The 17,448-nt window shown below is 70.0% G+C and carries 14 protein-coding genes and 1 tRNA gene; 5 read left to right on the top strand and 10 right to left on the bottom strand.

The genetic code is table 11. From position 1 onward, the window contains the following. Positions 1-412: 412 nt before the first annotated feature. Together AB0H62_RS23805 and AB0H62_RS23800 are read right to left on the bottom strand one after the other, a co-directional pair. Positions 413-486 (bottom strand) — tRNA-Met (locus AB0H62_RS23805). A 67-nt stretch (positions 487-553) separates the two neighbouring features. After that, on the bottom strand, positions 554-3,541 hold the full coding sequence (locus AB0H62_RS23800; RefSeq protein WP_220247393.1) for a UPF0182 family protein: 2,988 nt from the start codon (positions 3,539-3,541) through the stop codon (positions 554-556). A 165-nt stretch (positions 3,542-3,706) separates the two neighbouring features. Between AB0H62_RS23800 and AB0H62_RS23795 the strand changes: the two genes are divergently transcribed. Then, the gene (locus AB0H62_RS23795) at positions 3,707-4,267 is read left to right on the top strand and encodes a PPA1309 family protein (RefSeq protein ID WP_220246568.1); all 561 of its coding nucleotides are present in this window, start codon (positions 3,707-3,709) and stop codon (positions 4,265-4,267) included. Between the two features lie 81 nt (positions 4,268-4,348). Here AB0H62_RS23795 and AB0H62_RS23790 read toward each other — a convergent pair whose 3' ends face one another. After that, positions 4,349-5,470 (bottom strand): PDZ domain-containing protein, encoded by a 1,122-nt coding sequence (locus tag AB0H62_RS23790; protein ID WP_266118312.1) that lies wholly within the window; start codon positions 5,468-5,470, stop codon positions 4,349-4,351. Between the two features lie 89 nt (positions 5,471-5,559). Between AB0H62_RS23790 and AB0H62_RS23785 the strand changes: the two genes are divergently transcribed. Further along, the gene (locus AB0H62_RS23785; protein WP_360588209.1) at positions 5,560-6,987 is read left to right on the top strand and encodes a zinc-dependent metalloprotease; all 1,428 of its coding nucleotides are present in this window, start codon (positions 5,560-5,562) and stop codon (positions 6,985-6,987) included. Between the two features lie 713 nt (positions 6,988-7,700). Here the strand turns inward: AB0H62_RS23785 and AB0H62_RS23780 are convergent. After that, complete coding sequence (locus tag AB0H62_RS23780; protein WP_255638792.1) at positions 7,701-8,213, bottom strand: M48 family metallopeptidase; 513 nt, start codon at positions 8,211-8,213, stop codon at positions 7,701-7,703. A 221-nt stretch (positions 8,214-8,434) separates the two neighbouring features. Here AB0H62_RS23780 and AB0H62_RS23775 point away from each other — a divergent pair, with 221 nt between their 5' ends. From AB0H62_RS23775 to AB0H62_RS23765, 3 genes are all read left to right on the top strand, one after another. Further along, positions 8,435-9,472, top strand: a complete 1,038-nt coding sequence (locus AB0H62_RS23775) for a hypothetical protein (RefSeq protein WP_360588207.1) — start codon at positions 8,435-8,437, stop codon at positions 9,470-9,472. Positions 9,473-9,526: 54 nt separating this feature from the next. Further along, the gene (locus AB0H62_RS23770; RefSeq protein WP_255638686.1) at positions 9,527-10,858 is read left to right on the top strand and encodes an AarF/ABC1/UbiB kinase family protein; all 1,332 of its coding nucleotides are present in this window, start codon (positions 9,527-9,529) and stop codon (positions 10,856-10,858) included. 102 nt (positions 10,859-10,960) lie between these two features. Next, complete coding sequence (locus tag AB0H62_RS23765) at positions 10,961-11,899, top strand: hypothetical protein (RefSeq protein WP_360588204.1); 939 nt, start codon at positions 10,961-10,963, stop codon at positions 11,897-11,899. 420 nt (positions 11,900-12,319) lie between these two features. On the opposite strand, the gene AB0H62_RS23760 is transcribed toward AB0H62_RS23765, so the two are convergent. The 6 genes from AB0H62_RS23760 to AB0H62_RS23735 form a co-directional block, all read right to left on the bottom strand. Then, entirely contained in the window at positions 12,320-12,502 is a 183-nt protein-coding gene (locus tag AB0H62_RS23760) for a hypothetical protein (RefSeq protein ID WP_220246564.1), read from the bottom strand. Next, entirely contained in the window at positions 12,499-13,500 is a 1,002-nt protein-coding gene (locus AB0H62_RS23755) for a class I SAM-dependent methyltransferase (protein ID WP_360588202.1), read from the bottom strand. The genes AB0H62_RS23760 and AB0H62_RS23755 overlap by 4 nt, the downstream gene beginning before the upstream one ends. A 593-nt stretch (positions 13,501-14,093) precedes the next feature. Continuing rightward, entirely contained in the window at positions 14,094-14,351 is a 258-nt protein-coding gene (locus AB0H62_RS23750; protein WP_220246562.1) for a hypothetical protein, read from the bottom strand. Then, positions 14,348-14,692 carry a WhiB family transcriptional regulator gene (locus tag AB0H62_RS23745; protein ID WP_255638685.1) on the bottom strand — a complete coding sequence of 115 codons (345 nt, stop codon included), beginning with the start codon at positions 14,690-14,692 and terminating at the stop codon, positions 14,348-14,350. The genes AB0H62_RS23750 and AB0H62_RS23745 overlap by 4 nt, the downstream gene beginning before the upstream one ends. 154 nt (positions 14,693-14,846) lie before the next feature. Beyond that, positions 14,847-15,107 (bottom strand): hypothetical protein, encoded by a 261-nt coding sequence (locus AB0H62_RS23740; RefSeq protein WP_220246561.1) that lies wholly within the window; start codon positions 15,105-15,107, stop codon positions 14,847-14,849. 210 nt (positions 15,108-15,317) lie between these two features. After that, complete coding sequence (locus AB0H62_RS23735; RefSeq protein WP_220246560.1) at positions 15,318-17,411, bottom strand: ATP-dependent DNA helicase UvrD2; 2,094 nt, start codon at positions 17,409-17,411, stop codon at positions 15,318-15,320. Positions 17,412-17,448 lie beyond the last annotated feature (37 nt).

The raw sequence follows: 17,448 nt of genomic DNA, 5'->3' as shown, positions 1-17,448 counted from the left end.
ACCTTCACCGCTCACCAACCGCCACCCCACACAACTCACCAGGGGTTCCAAGGGCAGCTCAGCCACCGGCTGGCCCCGAAAGTTGACTCACCACCAACCGCCACCCCACCACCCAACGCAACTCACGAGGGGGATCCAAGGGGCACAGCCACTGGCAAGCCCGAAAGTTGACCCACCACCAACCGCCACCCCACCACCCAACGCAACTCACGAGGGGGATCCAAGCGGCACAGCCACTGGCAAGCCCGAAAGTTGACCCACCACCAACCGCCACCCCACCGCCCAAGGCGACCTCACCGGGGGGTCCAGGGGGCGAAGCCCTCCCTGGCGGGAGTCCGGGGGTTCGACCCCCGGGGAAAACGCGAAAGAGGCCCGGCTTGCGATCTCCGCAAGCACGGGCCTCCTACCTCTGTAGCGGGGACAGGATTTGAACCTGCGACCTCTGGGTTATGAGCCCAGCGAGCTACCGAGCTGCTCCACCCCGCGTCGTGATACCTACTTTACGCCTGGGTTTCAGCCAGGTGCAAAGCGGGTGCCACTACCGTTCGCGAGGTCACCCGCCGGGTTGCTGAGGTGCGCCGCTGCCGGACGGCGGAGTGGCGGGTTTGGCCGCCTCGTACCGCTTCGCCGCGTCGTCGAGGGCCGCGAGGGCGGTGCCTTGATCAGCGAAGTTGCCCGACTGTTGCGCGGCCTTGAGCTTGGCCAGCGCCGACTGGATGTCGGTCACCGCCTTGTCGAGGGCCGGGTTCGAGCCGCCCGAGTTGGCCGGCGGGGTGGTCGGCGTGGTCGGCGACGTTGAGGTCGGCGGTGTCGACGAGGACGGTGGTGTCCCTTCGACCGGTGTGGTCGCCGCCACACCGGTGCCCTTGCCGAACACCTGGTCCAGTGCCTCGTTGAGGGTCGGCGCGTAGCCGACCTTCGAGCCGAACGACACCAGGATGCGGGCCAGTTGCGGGTAACTCAGCTGGTTGCGCTGTCTGATGTACACCGGTTCGACGTAGAGGAACCCGTCGGCGACCGGCAACGTGATCATGTTGCCGTAGATGGGGATCACGTTGGGGTTGTTGAGCAGTGTCCGGTCCGAAGCGACCTGTTGGTCGCTCTGGAACCTGTTCTGCACCTGCACCGGCCCGTCCACTTGGTTCGCACCGGTGATCGTGGGTAGTCGGAGCACGCGGATGGTGCCGTAGTCCCCGGGATCGGACGACACCGACATCCACGACGCGAGGTATTGCCGTTGCAGACCGGTGAGCCCGCTGGTCAGCTGGAACGTCGGTGTGCCTTCACCCGCTGCGTCGGCGAGGACGTAATAGCCGGGTTGGTTGGCGACGTTCGCCGCCGCTGTGGTCGCGCTGCCGTCTTCCGTCGGGTCCTGCGGGACGCTCCAGAACGACTGCTGCGCGTAGAACTGCTGCGGGTTGTCCACGTGGTACCGGGCGAGCAGCTCACGCTGGACCTTGAACAGGTCCTCGGGGTAACGGAAGTGCGCACGCAGGTCCGGCGGGATCTCCGAGCTCGGCTTCACGAGGCCCGGGAACACCTTCTCCCACGCGTTGAGCACGGGTTCCTTGTCGTCGATCGAGTACAGGGTGACCGTGCCGTCGAACGCGTCGACGGTCGCCTTCACCGAGTTGCGGATGTAGTTGATCGAGTTGTTGGCCTGGCGCGTGACGCCGTTGAGCGAGTCGTTGGTGGCGTCGCCGAGCTGCGTCTGCTGCGCGTACGGGTAGTTGTTCAGCGTGGTGTACCCGTCGACGATCCACACGATCTTGCCGTTGACGACCGCCGGGTACGGGTCGCCGTCGAGCGTCAGCCACGGCGCGACCTTGCTGACGCGCTCACGCGGAGTGCGGTTGTACATGATCTTCGAGCCGTCGCCGATGGCGTCGGAGAAGAGGATGTTCCGCTCGCCGTACTCGGCCGCGAAGGCGAGCCGGTTGAACCAGTTGTCGAGCGGGACGCCGCCCGTGCCGTTGTAGTAGTAATTCTTCTGGTCCGGGGAGTCGGACTCGCCCGGCGCCTTGCCGGGGGTGCCGCCGACGATCGCGTAGTCGTTCTGGTCGGCCAGCTCGCCGTAGTAGATGCGTGGCTGGTCGACCTTGATGCCGGGCTTGCCACCGACCGAGCCTGCACCGGTGGGGTTCTTCGTGTCACTGGTGCCGATGAGCGGGTAGCCGGCGCTGCTCGTGTCGGACACGTCCGTGACAGCGCGGTTGATGGTGTTGGCCGGCGCGGCGACGAAGCCGTTGCCGTGGGTGTATACGAGGTGCTTGGTGATCCAGTTGGTCTGGTTGCCCGTGAGCCCGTCGGTCTTGATCTCCTTGGCCGCCACGATGTAGTCCTGCGTGGAGCCGTTGACGGTATAGCGGTCGATGTCGAGCTTCGCCGGGAAGCCGTAGTAGTTCTGACCGCCGGCGAGCTGGGTGTAGGTGTCGGACAGCACGTTCGGGTCGAGCAGCCGGATGTTGGACACGGTGCCCGTGTCGGCCTTCACCTGGTCCTGGCTCGCCTGGTTGCTGCCCTTGTAGTCCTCGTACTTCACGTTCGTCAGCCCGAACGCCGAGCGCGTCGCGTCCATGTTGCGCTGGATCGACGTCGCTTCCTTGTCGTTCGCGTTCGGCTTCACCGAGAACTGGTCGAGGATCGCGGGCCACGCGACACCCACCAGAACGCCCGAAAGGATCAGCAGCACGAGCGCGATCGCCGGCAGCTGCAGGTTGCGCAGGAACGCGCCCGCGAAGAACGCGATCGCGCAGATCACCGAGATGCACAGCAGGATCAGCTTGGCCGGCAGCACCGCGTTGAGGTCGGTGTAGGTGGCGCCGTTGAACAGCGGCATGTCGCGATCGGACAGCAGCAAGTTGTATCGGTCGAAGAAGTACTCGACCGCCTTCAGCAGCACGAAGATGCCGACGGTGATGGCGAGCTGCGCGCGCGTCGGGCCCGCCAGCTGGCCGCCGCGGCCGGCGAGGCGGATACCGCCGAAGATGTAGTGGGCGATCAGCGCGCCGAAGAAGGAGACGACGACCGTGACGAACAGCCAGCCCAGCAGCCAGTTCACGAACGGCAGGGTGAACGCGTAGAAGCCGATGTCGATCCCGAACTGCGGGTCTTTCTGGCCGAACGACGTGCCGTTGAGGAACAGCTGGATCGTCTGCCAGTCGCCCATCGCGGACGCGCCGGAGATGAGTCCGGTGATCACCGGGATGCCGATGCCGAACAGCCGGATGCGGCTCACGATCATCGAGCGGTAGCGCGAGAGCGGGTCGTCGCTGCCCGAGACGGGCACGAACACCGGACGCGTGCGGTAGGCGATGATGAGGCTGATCGCGAGTGAACCGCCCACGAGGAGCCCGACGGCCACGAAGAGGACTATCCGGGTGAGAAGTTCAGTGGTGAACACCGAGCGCGCGTGGACCTCGCCGAACCACAGCCAGTCGACGTAGGTGTCGAGCAGTCTCACACCCAGCAGCAGCGCCAGCACGATCACCGCGGCGATGATGAGGAGAATCCTGCTGCGGCGGGACAGCTTCAGGCTCACCGGGGGCCGAGTCGCCACGGCAACGCTCCTGTCTTCGTGAACACGTTCGCGGGGACGGCGTCGTCCCCTGACGGTCTAACTCTACGGATGGGTTCCCGAGTTCCCGGGACCGCCCGAATCGGACGTCGCAAGACGGCGCGGGGACCGGCCTGCGACGATGTCGCCATGCAGCCGAGTGAGCCGCCCGCCGCCAACCCCGTCGCCGGCCTGGCCCGGGAAGTCGAAGAGTTCGTCGCGTCCGGGGGCTGGGACCAGCCACCGCAGCTGTTCGCGCTGGTGCCCACCGCGGCCCTGCTCGACGAGCAGCCCGAGCTGGCCGGCCAGCTCGACCGTGCGAACCCGCTGACGCCCGTGGCGCAAGAAGCGTTGCCAGAAGGTGACCTCGCCGAGTCGCTCGGCCGGATCGCCTGGCCCGAGATCGTGGTGGGCTGCGCGCTCGCGCAGGAGATCATCGTCCTGCCGCCCGACGTCGAGGCGGAGCTCGAAGGCCTCGCGGAGGCCGACGCCGAACGCCTGCGCCGCGCGGCGGCCGACCACCCGCGGCGCACGGAGGCGCGGCTCGTGGCGGCGGTGCTGCGCGAGGGCGACGTGGCTTGCGTGATGCGGCTGCGCGGGACGCGGCCCGACGATTCTGCGGCCGAAGTGGACGCCGTCGACGAGATCGTGGAGAGCCCCGACCTCGCGCCGAACCTGCTCGACGCGTTGAAGACGACCTTCCTGCCCTGAGTCCTGCCGTGAGCCCCGTCGAGCCGGGGGCCTCCGCGTGGGGGCCTCCGGTTCAGGACAGGTACTGGCACTTCTACTTCCTCAGCAGTGCACCGTGGGCCGGCCGGCCTTGAGGTTCTGGAGCTGGGTGAGCGCGTCGTCCAGTGTGGACACCTTGATCAGGTTGAGCCCGTCCGGCACGGCCGACTTCGCCTCGGCGCAGTTGTGCGCCGGCACGAGGAAGTCAGTCGCCCCGGCCTCGCGCGCGCCCACGACCTTGAACGAGATGCCGCCGATCGGGCCGACCTCGCCGGTCTCGGAGATCTCGCCGGTACCCGCGATGTGCCGGCCGCCGGCGAGGTTGTTGTCCGACTTCCCGGGCGGGGTGAGGCGGTCGATGATCGCCAGCGTGAACATCAGGCCGGCCGAGGGGCCGCCGACGTCCTGCAGCGAGATGTTGACGTTGAACGGTGCGATCGCGTGGTCGACGGCCGTGAGGCCCATGAAGCCCTGCGTGCGGTCGTCGCGCTTGGCGAGCGTGATCGGCACCGTGCGTTCGGGCTGGCCGTCGGCCTGGAAGGTGATCTGCACGGTCTGGCCGGGCTTGGTGTCGGTGAGGGCCTTGGCGACGTCGGCGGCTTCGGTGACCTTCGTGCCGTTGACGGTGACGAGCTTGTCGCCGGGCGCGAGCACGTGGTCGGCGGGGCTGCCGGACACGATCTCCTTGGCGAGGACCTCCACGGGGTAGCCGAGGTGGCGCAGGGCGGCGACCTGGGCGTTGCTCTGGGAGTCCTGAAGCTGCTGGATGTTCTCCTGCTTGACCTGCTCGTTGGTCTCGCCGGGGCGGTAGTACTCCTCGCGCGGCGCGAGCGCGTAGCGGCCGCTGGCCCAGAGGCCGAGCGCGGTGAAGAGGTTGATCCCGTCGTTGAGCGACACGGTGGTCATGCGCAGCTCGCCGTTGGTCTGGTACGTCTCGTGGCCCTTGACCTGGACGACTTCGTTGCCCGCGGCGTCGCGACCGAGCGTGTCGTACGTCGGGCCCGGACTGATGGCCACGTACGGCACCTGGACCAGGAAACCGGTTACGACGAACACCAGGAACAGCGCGCCGCTGACCAGCAGGGTCCAGCCGCGGCGCGTCAGGCGGCGCTCGTCGCGCGCCGGTTCCCTCGACGGCTCGGTCCGGCTGCTCGCGGTCGCGGTCTCCTCGTCGGGTTTGGTCACGAGCGACAGCGTACGGTGACCGTGTTCGCTTCCCGGTGAAGGCCATGGTTGACGCGCTGGGAGAGGCCCTACCCGCGTACGGTGGACGTATGAGCAAACCCCCGTTCGGTTTCGGACCGCCCGATCCCGACAGACGAGGCGACAACGACCCCTCGGAGCAGCCGTCAGGCGCGGAGGCGTTCAACCAGCTCGGGCAGATGCTGAGCCAGCTGGGCCAGATGCTCAGCCAGGCGGGCTCGTCGAGCGGGCCGGTGAACTACGACCTGGCGAAACAGATCGCACTCCAGAACCTGAGCGGCAGCGACGACGGCAACATCGGCTTCGCGTCGGGCACTGGAGACTCGTCCACGGCCGTGCGCGACGCCGCGCACCTGGCGGAGCTGTGGCTCGACGCGGCGACGATCCTGCCCGCCGGCGCGAACACCACCGTCGCGTGGTCCGCGCGCACGTGGGTCGAGAAGACGCTGCCCACGTGGCAGCGGCTCTGCGACCCGGTCGCGCAGCAGGTGTCCGGCGCGTGGATCCAGGCGCTGCCCGAGGAGGCCAAACAGGCCGCCGGGCCACTGCTGTCCATGATGGGGCAGATGGGCGGGATGGCCTTCGGCTCCCAGCTCGGCAACGCGCTCGCGCAGCTGGCCCAGGAGGTGCTGACGTCCACGGAGGTCGGCCTGCCGCTGGGCCCGGCCAACACGTCGGCGCTGCTGCCCGCGAACATCGAGAAGTTCACCGAGGGGCTCGAGGTCCCCAGCAGCGAGGTGCTCGTGTACCTCGCCGCGCGCGAGGCCGCGCACCAGCGCCTGTTCGCCCACGTGCCGTGGCTGCGGCAGCGGCTGCTGGCGACGGTGGAGGAGTTCGCGCGCGGGATCACCGTCGACACGTCCGCGCTGGAGTCGCTGGCCGGCCAGATCGACCCGTCGAACCCGGCGAGCATCGAAGAGGCCATGTCGTCCGGGCTGTTGGAGCCGAAGACCACGCCCGAGCAGGAGTCGGCTCTGAAGCGGCTCGAAACCCTGCTCGCCCTGGTCGAGGGCTGGGTGGACGTCGTGGTCGCCGAGGCCATCGGCGACCGCCTGCCGGGCGCCGACGCGCTGCGCGAGACGCTCCGCCGCCGCCGCGCCACGGGCGGCCCCGCCGAGCAGACCTTCGCGACCCTCGTGGGCCTCGAACTGCGCCCCCGCCGCATGCGCGCCGCCTCCTCCCTGTGGAAACTCGTGGGCGACCGCCACGGCATCGACAAGCGCGACGGCCTCTGGTCCCACCCGGACCTCATGCCGACCGCCGAGGACCTCGACGAGCCCCTGGACTTCGCCGACCGCCTCGGCGAGACCCCGGTCCTGGGCGAGGACTTCGATCCGATCGCGGAGCTGGAGAAGACAGAGAAGCGCGAGGCAGCGGAGTCTGGCTCTGCTTCAGCGTCTTCGTCGGCCTCTGGTTCGGACTCGGGCTCGGGCTCGGATGCCAAGCCGGACTCGGCCTCCGACTCGGACCAGGACAAGGGCGACAACCCGACCTCCTGATCCCTTCGATCCAGCCCCGGTCCTCCGCCGCCTTCGCGACGGAGGACCGGTTGCTTTCCGGGCTCTCAACAGCTCCTTGTTGCAGCCCCTCAGCGCAAGACGGCCGCTAATCCCAGCGCCTGACCAACGTTTGCCCGCCACCGAGCGCGGCCGCCTCTGCGTCCCCGTTATGTGGCGAACTGTGCTGCCGAGTGGGCCCGAATCCATTCGGCCTGCTCGATCAAGAACGCCCGCAGCGGGCAGACCAGCCCCAGCCATGCCGCCAGCCCGACCTCAGGACTGCACGACTGCACGACTGCACGACTGCACGACTGCACGACTGCACGACGAGACTCGGCTGCCTGCGAAGCACTGCGGACCGCCACCCGGCCGCCACAACAGCCGCTCGCCCACGCGCCGGTGTCGTGGCACCTGCTCAGTCCGAGCCATTCCGCATGACGGCCGGTCCCCCGTGGCCCTAGCCGCTCGCCAACGAGCCTGCGTTGCACACTTCGGCAGCGATGTCCGTTGCCGTCGCGCTCAGATCCAATCGGCCTGCTCGACCAAGATCGCCCGGAGTCGGCCGACCCGATCCAATCTCTTGCGAGCCGGCCCAGCCGTGCCGCGAACTCTCGATCGCCCCAGCTTGCTGCCAAGCCTTGGGCCGCAAGCCTCACCGCCTGTCCGCGCTCGCGAGCCACTGTCCCCAACTCAGGCAAAGGGACCAGCTCCGCTCAGTCCTCCTCGTCCGAAATCCCCCACCCAGCCGCCGCCGACAGCCCCTCCAAATATCCGATCGCGCGTTCCGTCTTCGGGTACCGGTTGACCAGCGACCAGAACGCCGCGTCGTGCCCCGGTTCGCGCAGGTGGGCGAGCTCGTGGACCAGCACATAGTCCAGGACCCACTGCGGCACGCTCCGCAAGCGGTCGCTGACGCGGATGGTCGCGTCGACGGGCGTGCAGGAGGCCCAGCGGGTGCGCATGGGCGGCACCCAGCGCACGCTCGCGGGTATCGCCCGTGGATCGACGTACTTCGCCGCCAGCACGGCGCAGCGTGCCAGCAGCGCGTCGTCCGAGGACTTCGGCGACGCGACTTTCCGCGGTTCGGTGCGCAGCAGCTTGCGCTCCATCTCCGCGACCCAGTGCCTCTCTTCCGCGCGGGTCATCCGTGCCGGGATGAGCACCACGAGGGTGTCGTCTTTCCAGTACGCGGTGACCGTCCGGTGCCGGCGCGCGCTGCGCCGCACCTCGACCTTGTGTTCAGGAGTGTCCGACGGGGGGTTCGTTCCGCCCCGGCCCCGCAGTGCGAGCATCCGTGCTTCGACCACCCGACAACGGTAAGGCCACCGACCGACAACTTGGGAGCGTCGAAAGGTCACAGCCCCGAGTTGTCCACAACTCGCCTTGCCTGTGGATAACTCGGCTTTCAGCGCCAGTCGGCCGCCGCGGAGGTGTCAAGCTGATCATCATGACGCTGTCCACCGTTCCCCCGCCGAACGTCCTCCTCCCCGCCTACCCGACGCTGCTCCCGGGCCTCCACGTGCTCGAACGCGGCAACGACGAAGTCCAGATCGGCCTCGACCCGCGCCACGGCGTGGTGGCCACCGGGCTGGCGCCGAGCGTCGTCGCGCTCGTGCGCCGGCTCGACGGCAGCCGCCGCCTCGACGCGGTACTCGCCGAGAGCGAACACCGCGACCAATTTCAACTTCTGCTCAAACAGCTCACCGCGCTGGGCCTCGTCACGGAGGCGCCGAGCCCCGCGTCCAGGCGCGTCGAGACCGGCTTCTGGTCTCTGCGCGCCCGCCACCACCAGACCGCGCTCACCGAACGAAGACGCCAGAGCCTGGTGGCCGTCCGGGGCGATGGCCGGATCGCCGTGGCCGTCGCCGTGCTGCTGGCCAACGCCGGGGTCGGGCACATCGATGTCCGCTCCGGCGGCGTCGTCACCGAAGCCGACCTCGGCTCGGGCTTCACCGCCGCCGAGCTGGGCCTGTCGCGCCGAAAAGCCACCCAGAACGTGCTGGCCCGCGTCGCGCCCGAAGTCAGCACCGCCCGCAACCTGCAGCGCGCGCCTGACGTCGTGGTGCTCACCGACGCCGTCGTGCCGGCCCCGGAACTGGTGGCGGAGCTGGTCGACGACGGCGTCACCCACCTGCCGGCCCGCGTCCGCGACGGCACGATCCTCGTCGGCCCGCTCGTTGTGCCGGGGCGAAGCACGTGCCTGCGCTGCTGCGACCTGAGCAAGACCGACCTCGACGACTCGTGGCCGCGCGTCGCGACCCAGCTCGTGGACGTCGACCAGCGGCCCGATCTCGGGTCCGTCCAGGCGTGCGCGTCGCTCGCCGTGGCGCAGGCCCTGCGCGTGCTGTCGCCGAGCGCCGAGCCGCCGCCGACGTGGAACAGCACCCTGGAGCTCGATCCGTTCGAAGGCCACCTGCGCCACCGCTACTGGGAACCGCACCCGGACTGCGATTGCGGAGCGCCCGAAGCACCACCGGAGACGTAGCCCACACCCCCTGGCAGGCTGCGGCCACCAAGGTCACCAAGGCAGAATCGGAGGGTGACCGACTCCGCAGACCGCGAATCCGCAATGCCGCGCCGAGGTGCGGCGCGCACCGCGAAACTCGCCAGCATTCCCCTCGGGATAGCCGGCCGAGCCGTCGGCGGATGGGGTAAGCGCCTCGCGGGCCAGAGCGCGGAACAGGTGAGCGCGACGCTGTCGGCGAAGGCCGCGGAGCAGCTGTTCGAGGTGCTGGGCACGCTCAAGGGCGGCGCGATGAAGTTCGGCCAGGCCCTGAGCGTCTTCGAGGCCGCAGTGCCTGACGACATGGCCAAGCCGTACCGCGAAGCGCTGACCAAGCTGCAGTCCGCCGCGCCGCCGATGTCGGCGCAGCAGACTCGCCGGGTGCTGGCCCAGCAGCTCGGCCGTTCGTGGGAAGGCCGGTTCAAGCACTTCGACGACGTCCCGGCGGCGTCGGCCAGCATCGGCCAGGTCCACCGCGCCACCTGGCACGACGGGCGCGAGGTCGCCGTGAAGGTCCAGTACCCGGGGGCCGACGAGGCGCTGCGCAGCGACCTGCGGCAGCTGCAGCGGTTCAGCAGGCTGTTCCAGGCGTTCGTGCCCGGCACCGACGTGAAACCGCTGATGGCGGAGCTCGCCGACCGCATGGACGAGGAGCTCGACTACCTCAACGAGGCCGACAACCAGCGCGCGTTCGTGAAGGCGTTCGAGGGCGATCCCGCGTTCCTCATCCCACGCGTGGTGGCGAGCGCGCCGAAGGTCGTGGTGACCGAGTGGGCCACGGGGACGCCGTTGGCCAAGGTCATCGCGGGCGGCGACCAGGAGACGCGCAATCTCGCGGGCCGGCTGCTGATGGAGTTCCACTACTCGTCGCCGGCGCGGGCGCACCTGCTGCACTCCGACCCGCACCCCGGCAACTTCATGGTCACCGACGACGGCCGCCTGTGCGTGCTCGACTTCGGCGGCGTCGCGAAGCTGCCCAACGGCATTCCGCGCCACCTCGGCGAGATGACGCGCCTGGCCCTCGACGGCGAGTCCGACGACCTCATGCGGCTCCTGCGCGAGAACCGTTTCGTCCGCACCGACTCCGACCTCGCCGCCGACGAGGTGCTGGCGTACCTCGCGCCGTTCACGGAACCGCTGGCCACGCCGACGTTCCACTTCACGCGCCGCTGGATGCAACGCCAGGCCGGCCGCGTCGGCGACACCCGCGGCAGCGACTTCCGCGTCGGCCGGTCGCTGAACCTGCCGCCGGAGTACCTGATGATCCACCGCGTCACGGCGGGGTCCACGGGCATCCTCTGCCAGCTCGACGCGGAGGTCCCCGCGCGCGGCATCGTGGAACGCTGGCAGCCCGGTTTCGCTCGCTGAGTTGTCCACAGGCCGGGCGGTGCCACGGGCCTGTTTCACGGAGTTATCCACAGATCTGAAAAGCCGGTTCCACTCAGATGGCCGAGCGGTCATCCTCGAATCATGACGACTACCGCAAGCATCCAGGACGTGGCTCACCGTGACTCCACGTCGGTCGGCGTGATCGACCTCAAGAAGCTGCGCAGCGCCGGGATCTCGACCCGAAGAGCCGCCAGGATGGCGCGGCCGGGCGGGCCGTGGCGCCGCGTGTACCCCGGCGTGTTCGTGATCCAGGACAAACCGCCGACCCGATTACAGCTGCTGCATGCCACGATCGCGCGCTACGGCCCCGACGCCATCATCACGGGCACCGACGCGCTGCGCGCCCACGGCGTCACCCACCCGCTCACCGGCGAGATCCACCTGCTCCTGCCGCACTACCGTCGCCCGGGTTCCGAACCCGGCGTCCTGACCTACCGCACCGCCCGCATGCCCGAGCCCGTGATCATCGACGGCCTCCCCTACGCCGGCGCCCCGCGCGCCGCCCTGGACCTGGCGCGCCGCGAGAGCGACCCGAAGGCCGTCGAACGCCTGGCAACGCTCCCGCTGTTCTGGGGCCTGTGCGACCGCACCGAGCTCCTGGCCGAGCTGAACGCCGGCAACCAACGCGGGTCGTCAGCGGTCCGCGCCGTGCTGCGCGGGTTGGACGACCGCGAAACCTTCACCCACGGCCAGGCCCTGCGACTCCTCCGCCAGACTCCCCTGCCGGCCCCCCAGTGGAACGTCACGGTCTGCGACCTGCGCGGCCGCCGCATCGGCGTCGCCGACGCCTGGTGGGACCAGGTCGGCCTCGCCTGGCGCTACCGCACGGCCGCCGGCCCCACCGACTTCAGCCACCTCGCCCTGACCGCCACCGGCACCGTCCTCGTGCGCTGCACGCCCCGCCAACTCAACGACACCCCGGCCGACATCACCCAAGAACTGGTCCGCGCCTTCACCCAAGCCGCCCGCACGCCCCGCCCGAAGGTCCGCGCGGTGCACCGCCGGGAGACAGCCGCGTGACGCCGGGGTGAGCACCTACGGCGGGACTGGCGGCCGGGGCCGGTCACCCCGACCGGCCAGGCGGGCATGGCCAGCGGTTCGCATGTTGGTCACGCCGGTCACGCGGGCATTGCCGGAGGTTCGCACGGAGCGAGGGCCGCGCCGAGCCTCCCCGCAAAGCACGCGCGGCTCGCCCGAACACCACGCGCGCACCGCCGGAGCTGACCGGCCCACCAGCCGGCCTGGAAGGTCCAGACGGAGACGGCGGTGCCAGCGCCTCCGCCACCAGCCCGGGCGGCCGGCGAGCGCAGACCTACCGGCTCGTCCCCACGGCGACCCTGCCCGCGGGCCGGTCCGGAGGGTCCTGGCAAGTGGGCAAGAGCGCGCGGTCGGCTCCGGACCTGACAACCAGCGAAAGGAAGATGAGAGCCGCCCGAGGGGTCACCAGTACTCGTCGCGGAGTTTGGCTTCGATGTCGCGGACGTGGTCGCGGCCGCAGCTCGCGCAGAGCCACTGGGCGCGGCCGTTGTCCTTGGTGGAGACCCAGGACAGCGCGGCGAGCGGGTCGGGCTCGGCGGAGCGGGCGTGGCCGCAGCGGGAGCAGGTGGGGTCCGGGGCGGTCACGGGCGGCGTCCACAGTGGACGGTTTTCGCACCGGTGAGGTAGAGGTCGCGGCGGGCGGCGAGGCGGTCGGGGCTGTTCGGGTCGAGGAGGGAGGTGAGGGTTTCGCGGTCGTCCGGGGTGAGGTATTCGCCGCCGAACTCGAAGATGCGGGCGACGCGGTGGACGACGTAGTCCGCGAGCATGGCGGGGCCCGGGGCGGGGTGGTGCACGAGCGCGCCGAAGGAGTCGACGTCGGTGAGCCCGGCGCGTTCCAGCGCGACGGACCAGCCGTAGGGCATCGCGACGGCGCCCTCGATGCCCTCGCGCATGCCGATGAACCACTCGGCCTGCGCGGCGAGCAGCCGGTCCTCGAGCCCGGGCCTGCCGACGCCCAGGTCCCAAGGCAGGCAACGGAAATCGAGCCCGCCCTCGGCGAGCGCGACCAGCCCGCCCGCCTTCGCGACCGCCGCGACCGTCGCCACGGCCTCCTGCTGGTCCGGCAAGTGGTGCACCACGCGCGACGCCCACACCAAATCCGCCGCCGGCAACGCCCCCGGCAGCCCGGCGTCCGCAAGATCACCCCGCACCGCCCGAATCTCGACGGCACCGGAGGCCGCATTGGTCGAACCACCGTCCGCGCGGTCGCCCCACACCGGCTGGCTTCCGGCCGAACCGGTGCCCACAACGTCGTCGGGCGCGGTCTGCGCATCGACCGCGCCGGCAGCGTTCGAGGCGGTGTCGACGGCTGCCCGGACCGACTTCTCGGCTTCGGCGAGCAGCTCCGGCGTCGCGTCGACGAGGACGAGGGTGCCGCCGCCGTGGGTGGCCAGGGCGCGGGCGAAGTGGGTACTCATGCCGCCCGCGCCGCAACCCAGGTCGACGATCGTCGGGGTCGGGGGCAGGGCGGCGACCAGTCGCCGGGCGATGGCCGAAAGGGCGTCGGCGTCGAGGGCGTCGGCCGTGCGGAGCTGAGTCAGCCGGTCGGCCCAGTCGATGTGGTCGTGCGTATGAGCGGACACGACCTCATTCAACACCCGAAGCCCCACCGGAACCGAGCCGACAAACCGGCGGCGGCAACCGGCAATGCCCGCGGTGGTCCGGCAGTACTGCCGGGGAACAGCTGAGGCGGCAAGTGGTTGACGGGCGCCTACCGACCAAGAGCGCTCACGCCGCACAGTTCGAGCGGCCGAAGCGACGAACTTCGCGGCCGGGAGGGCGAATCCGGCAGGGATCCGCCCCACCGACCGGAATCGCAGCGACAGCACCGAAGCACCATCGAGGCCGACGCGGCTGCCCGCATCTCCGATGCTGACAAGCCCGAAATGGCCGGAGGGCCGGTCACCACACGGGTGACCGGCCCTCCACACGGACAACAAACCGAGGACTTCGAAGGCCCAAAGACCTCAGAGACTCCGAAGGAATCTGAATGACCTCCACGCCCCGAGACTCAGCACCGCAGAGGGCTGCCAACCTCAAGGACGTCAAGCCCAGAGCCTCAAAGACCTCCGAGCCTCAACGCTTCAGCGCATCAAGGACCCGAGACTCAGCGCCACAGAGGCCTACCAGCCTCAGCGACGTCGAGCCTCAGAGCCTCAAAGACCCCGAAGATCACTCAGTCCTCAAACCTCTTCGAGCGGTCCGCCGCCCAGCGGGCGAAGCGGGACCACCGGCGGGCGGCTCGGGCGCGGCGCCAGGGGCGCAGCGCTTGGGATTCTTGGTGGAAGTCCCGTATTCGGGCCCGGGACAGTTCTTCGTGAAGCAACATTTCGCTGGTCTCCTGAGTATCGAGCTGTTTGGGTAGCGGGTGCGCGCGGTCGGGTTCGCGGGTGCGCGCTTCGTAGTCGCGGATGGTGATGAGTTCGACGGTCATGCGGCGGCGCTCCGGGCTGCGGCGGCGGGCTCGAGGGCGGCGTTCTTGCGCGGGCGGCCACGGGGCCGCTTGCGCGCGATGACGGCACCGCGCTCGAAGATCTCGCCACCCCAGACGCCCCAAGGCTCGCGCCGGGCGAGGGCACCCGCAAGGCAGGCCTCGCGGACAGGGCAGTCGGCGCACAGGGCCTTGGCGCGCTCGAGCTCGGCGGGAGACTCGGCGAACCAGAGGTCGGCGTCGCGGGAACGGCAGGGCAGGTCGAGCTCGGGGGCGGCGACCCCGTCGAGCAGGTCGCCGATACCGAGGTCGAAACCCTCGGCGAAGGCGATGGCGGACGACATTTCCGTGCTCCTTCTTGTCGTTTCGGTGGTTTTGGGACTGTCGATCGAACTGGACAACTTGTTCCTCGTGGGGGTTGTGCAGCCAAAAAAACACGAAGGCCGCGGATCCGGTTACCGGTTCCGCGGCCTTCGTGAGCCTCGTGTCCTGACTAGGTCAGGAACTTCGCTCCCGTATCGACAACGGAACACGGAACTGCTTGATGGTCGGCAGATCGACGTCAACCTGCGGGTACGCGCCAACGAGGGCGGCGTTGGCCAGAGTGACCTCAACCGCGGTCCACGTACGCTCGTCAATCCGACGGAATCCGCCGAAATGGGCGCTCGTGGACACACCGGTACCCTGGCGCGAAGCGGGGATGAGACCGCAGCCGGACAGATCGGTGCCAGGGTTCGAGAGCATCATGTTGCTGATCATTTCACCGGCACCACCTTCCGCTGTCCGGACGTTCGCCACCCGAGGCGGCGCGCGTCATGTGAATCCCCAGACCGGGGGCTTCCCACCCGGGTAGGAGCAGATTATTGCCCCCCGCACACCGGGGCAACTTATTTTCCCGAAAACTCTCCGAAGCTACGAAGATCGCCTCCGAGCAGCGGGTTCGCCGCACCGATCAGGGTGCGGACGCGGTCAAGACCGCATCGAGGCGCGAACCACGTCGAGCACCTCCGCGCCGAAGCGTTCGAGCTTCGTCGCGCCGATGCCGGAGATCGACACGAGCGCTCCGTCGTCGGTCGGTCGCTGTTCGGCGATGGCCATGAGTGTCGCGTCGGTGAACACCACGAACGCCGGCACTTTCAGCTCCCGCGAACGCTCGCCGCGCCACGTCTTCAGCTTCTCCAGCAGCCCTTCATCCACTGTGGACGGGCACTTCGAGCACCGCCCCAGCTTCACCTCGATCGTCTGCAGCAGCGGCCCGCCGCAGAGTCGGCAGCGCGCCGCCTTCGAACCCGGCGCCGACGACGTCTGCTGCGACCGCGCGACGCGGGCGGCTGGGTGGTCTTCCGGGATCAGCCCGTAGAGGAAGCGGCTGCGGCGACGGTTGCGCCGGCCACCCGGCGTACGCGACAGCGACCACGAGAGTGACAGGTGTTCCCGCGCCCGGGTGACGCCGACGTAGAACAGCCGCCTCTCCTCCTCGATCGCGGCTTCGTCGTCGCCCGCGTGGAGGATCGGCATCGTGCCCTCGGACAGGCCGACGAGGAACACCGCATCCCACTCCAGGCCCTTCGCCGCGTGCAGCGACGCCAGCGTGACGCCCTCGACCGTCGGCGGGTGCTGCGCCGCCGCGCGCTGCTCCAGCTCCGCGACGAGCCGCGGCAGGTCGGCGTCCGCGACGCTCGCCGCCAGCTCCTCGGCCAGCTCCACCAGCGCGAGCAGCGCGTCCCAACGCTCCTTCGCCGCACCGCCGGCGGGCGGCTGCTCGGTGAGGCCGACGCGCGCGAGCACCGACCGCACCGCCGTCACCAGGTCGAGCGACGTCGGATCGGCCGACGCCACTCGCAGCGCCGACATCGCCTGCCGCACCTCGGCGCGTGAGAAGAACCGCTCGCCGCCGCGCACGAGATACGGGATGCCGGACTCGGACAGCGCCTGCTCGTAGGCCTCCGACTGCGCGTTCACGCGGAACAGCACGGCGATCTCGCTGGCCGACACTCCCCCGTCGAGCAGCTCGCGCATGCGCCGCGCGACCGCCGCCGCTTCGGCCGACTCGTCCTCGTACTCGGCGAACCGCGGCTCGGGCCCCGGCGGCCGCTGGCCGACGAGCTTCAGCCGCGACCCCGCCGGACGCCCGCGCGCAGCGCCGATCACCCGGTTCGCCAGCCCGACGACCTCGGGCGTCGACCGGTAGTCGCGCTCGAGCCGCACGACGGTGGCCTCGGGGAAACGCCGCGTGAACTCCAGCAGCGGCCGCGGCGAGGCGCCGCCGAAGGAGTAGATGGTCTGGTTGGCGTCGCCGACGACGGTGAGGTCGTCGCGGCCGCCGAGCCACGCGTCGAGCAGACGCTGCTGCAACGGCGTGACGTCCTGGTACTCGTCGACCACGAAGCAGCGGTAGCGATCGCGGAACTCGACGGCGACGGCTTCGTGTTCTTCGAGCACGGCGGTGGTGTGCAGGAGCAGGTCGTCGAAGTCGAGGACCTGCGCGGAGGTCTTGATCTCCTCGTACAGCCGGTAGACCTGCGCGACCTGCGCCACCGGCGCCGGGGTGTCGCGCTGCGTGCGCGCGGCGACGGCTGGGTAGTCGTCGGGCGAGACGAGCGAGGCCTTGCTCCACTCGATCTCGCTCGCGAGGTCGCGCAGCACCTCCGTCTCCGTGCTCAGCCGCGCGCGCTGGGCGGCCTGCGCCACGAGCCGGAACTTGTTGTCGACGAGGTCCCACGGCCGGTCGCCGACCACGCGCGGCCAGAAGTACCGCAGCTGCCGGCGCGCGGCGGCGTGGAAGGTGAGCGCCTGCGCGGCGTCGACGCCGAGTCCGCGCAGCCGCGTGCGCATCTCGCCCGCCGCGCGCGTGGTGAAGGTGACGGCGAGTACTTGTGCGGCGGAGACGTGACCTGCGCCGACCAGGTGCGCGATGCGGTGCGTGATCGTGCGCGTCTTGCCCGTGCCGGCGCCGGCGAGAACACAGACGGGCCCGCGCGGCGCCGAGGCGGCGGCTCGTTGCTCGGGATCCAGCCCGTCGAGCAGGCCCTGGCGACTCTTCGGAGACGATGCGCTTGCCACCCCTCGATCCTCGCAGAGGGGGCCGAGGGATTCGTGG

The organism is Amycolatopsis sp. NPDC050768 (assembly GCF_040654155.1).
Classification (GTDB): domain Bacteria; phylum Actinomycetota; class Actinomycetes; order Mycobacteriales; family Pseudonocardiaceae; genus Amycolatopsis.
The sequence above is the reverse complement of the archived record's forward strand: the minus strand, read 5'-3'. Positions and strand labels throughout refer to the sequence as shown.

Coding starts and splice junctions, on each gene's coding strand:
- AB0H62_RS23795 (WP_220246568.1), top strand. CDS start 3,707: ATGCAGCCGAGTGAGCCGCCCGCCGCCAACCCCGTCGCCGGCCTGGCC.
- AB0H62_RS23785 (WP_360588209.1), top strand. CDS start 5,560: ATGAGCAAACCCCCGTTCGGTTTCGGACCGCCCGATCCCGACAGACGA.
- AB0H62_RS23775 (WP_360588207.1), top strand. CDS start 8,435: ATGACGCTGTCCACCGTTCCCCCGCCGAACGTCCTCCTCCCCGCCTAC.
- AB0H62_RS23765 (WP_360588204.1), top strand. CDS start 10,961: ATGACGACTACCGCAAGCATCCAGGACGTGGCTCACCGTGACTCCACG.
- AB0H62_RS23750 (WP_220246562.1), bottom strand. CDS start 14,351: ATGACCGTCGAACTCATCACCATCCGCGACTACGAAGCGCGCACCCGC.
- AB0H62_RS23745 (WP_255638685.1), bottom strand. CDS start 14,692: ATGTCGTCCGCCATCGCCTTCGCCGAGGGTTTCGACCTCGGTATCGGC.
- AB0H62_RS23740 (WP_220246561.1), bottom strand. CDS start 15,107: ATGATCAGCAACATGATGCTCTCGAACCCTGGCACCGATCTGTCCGGC.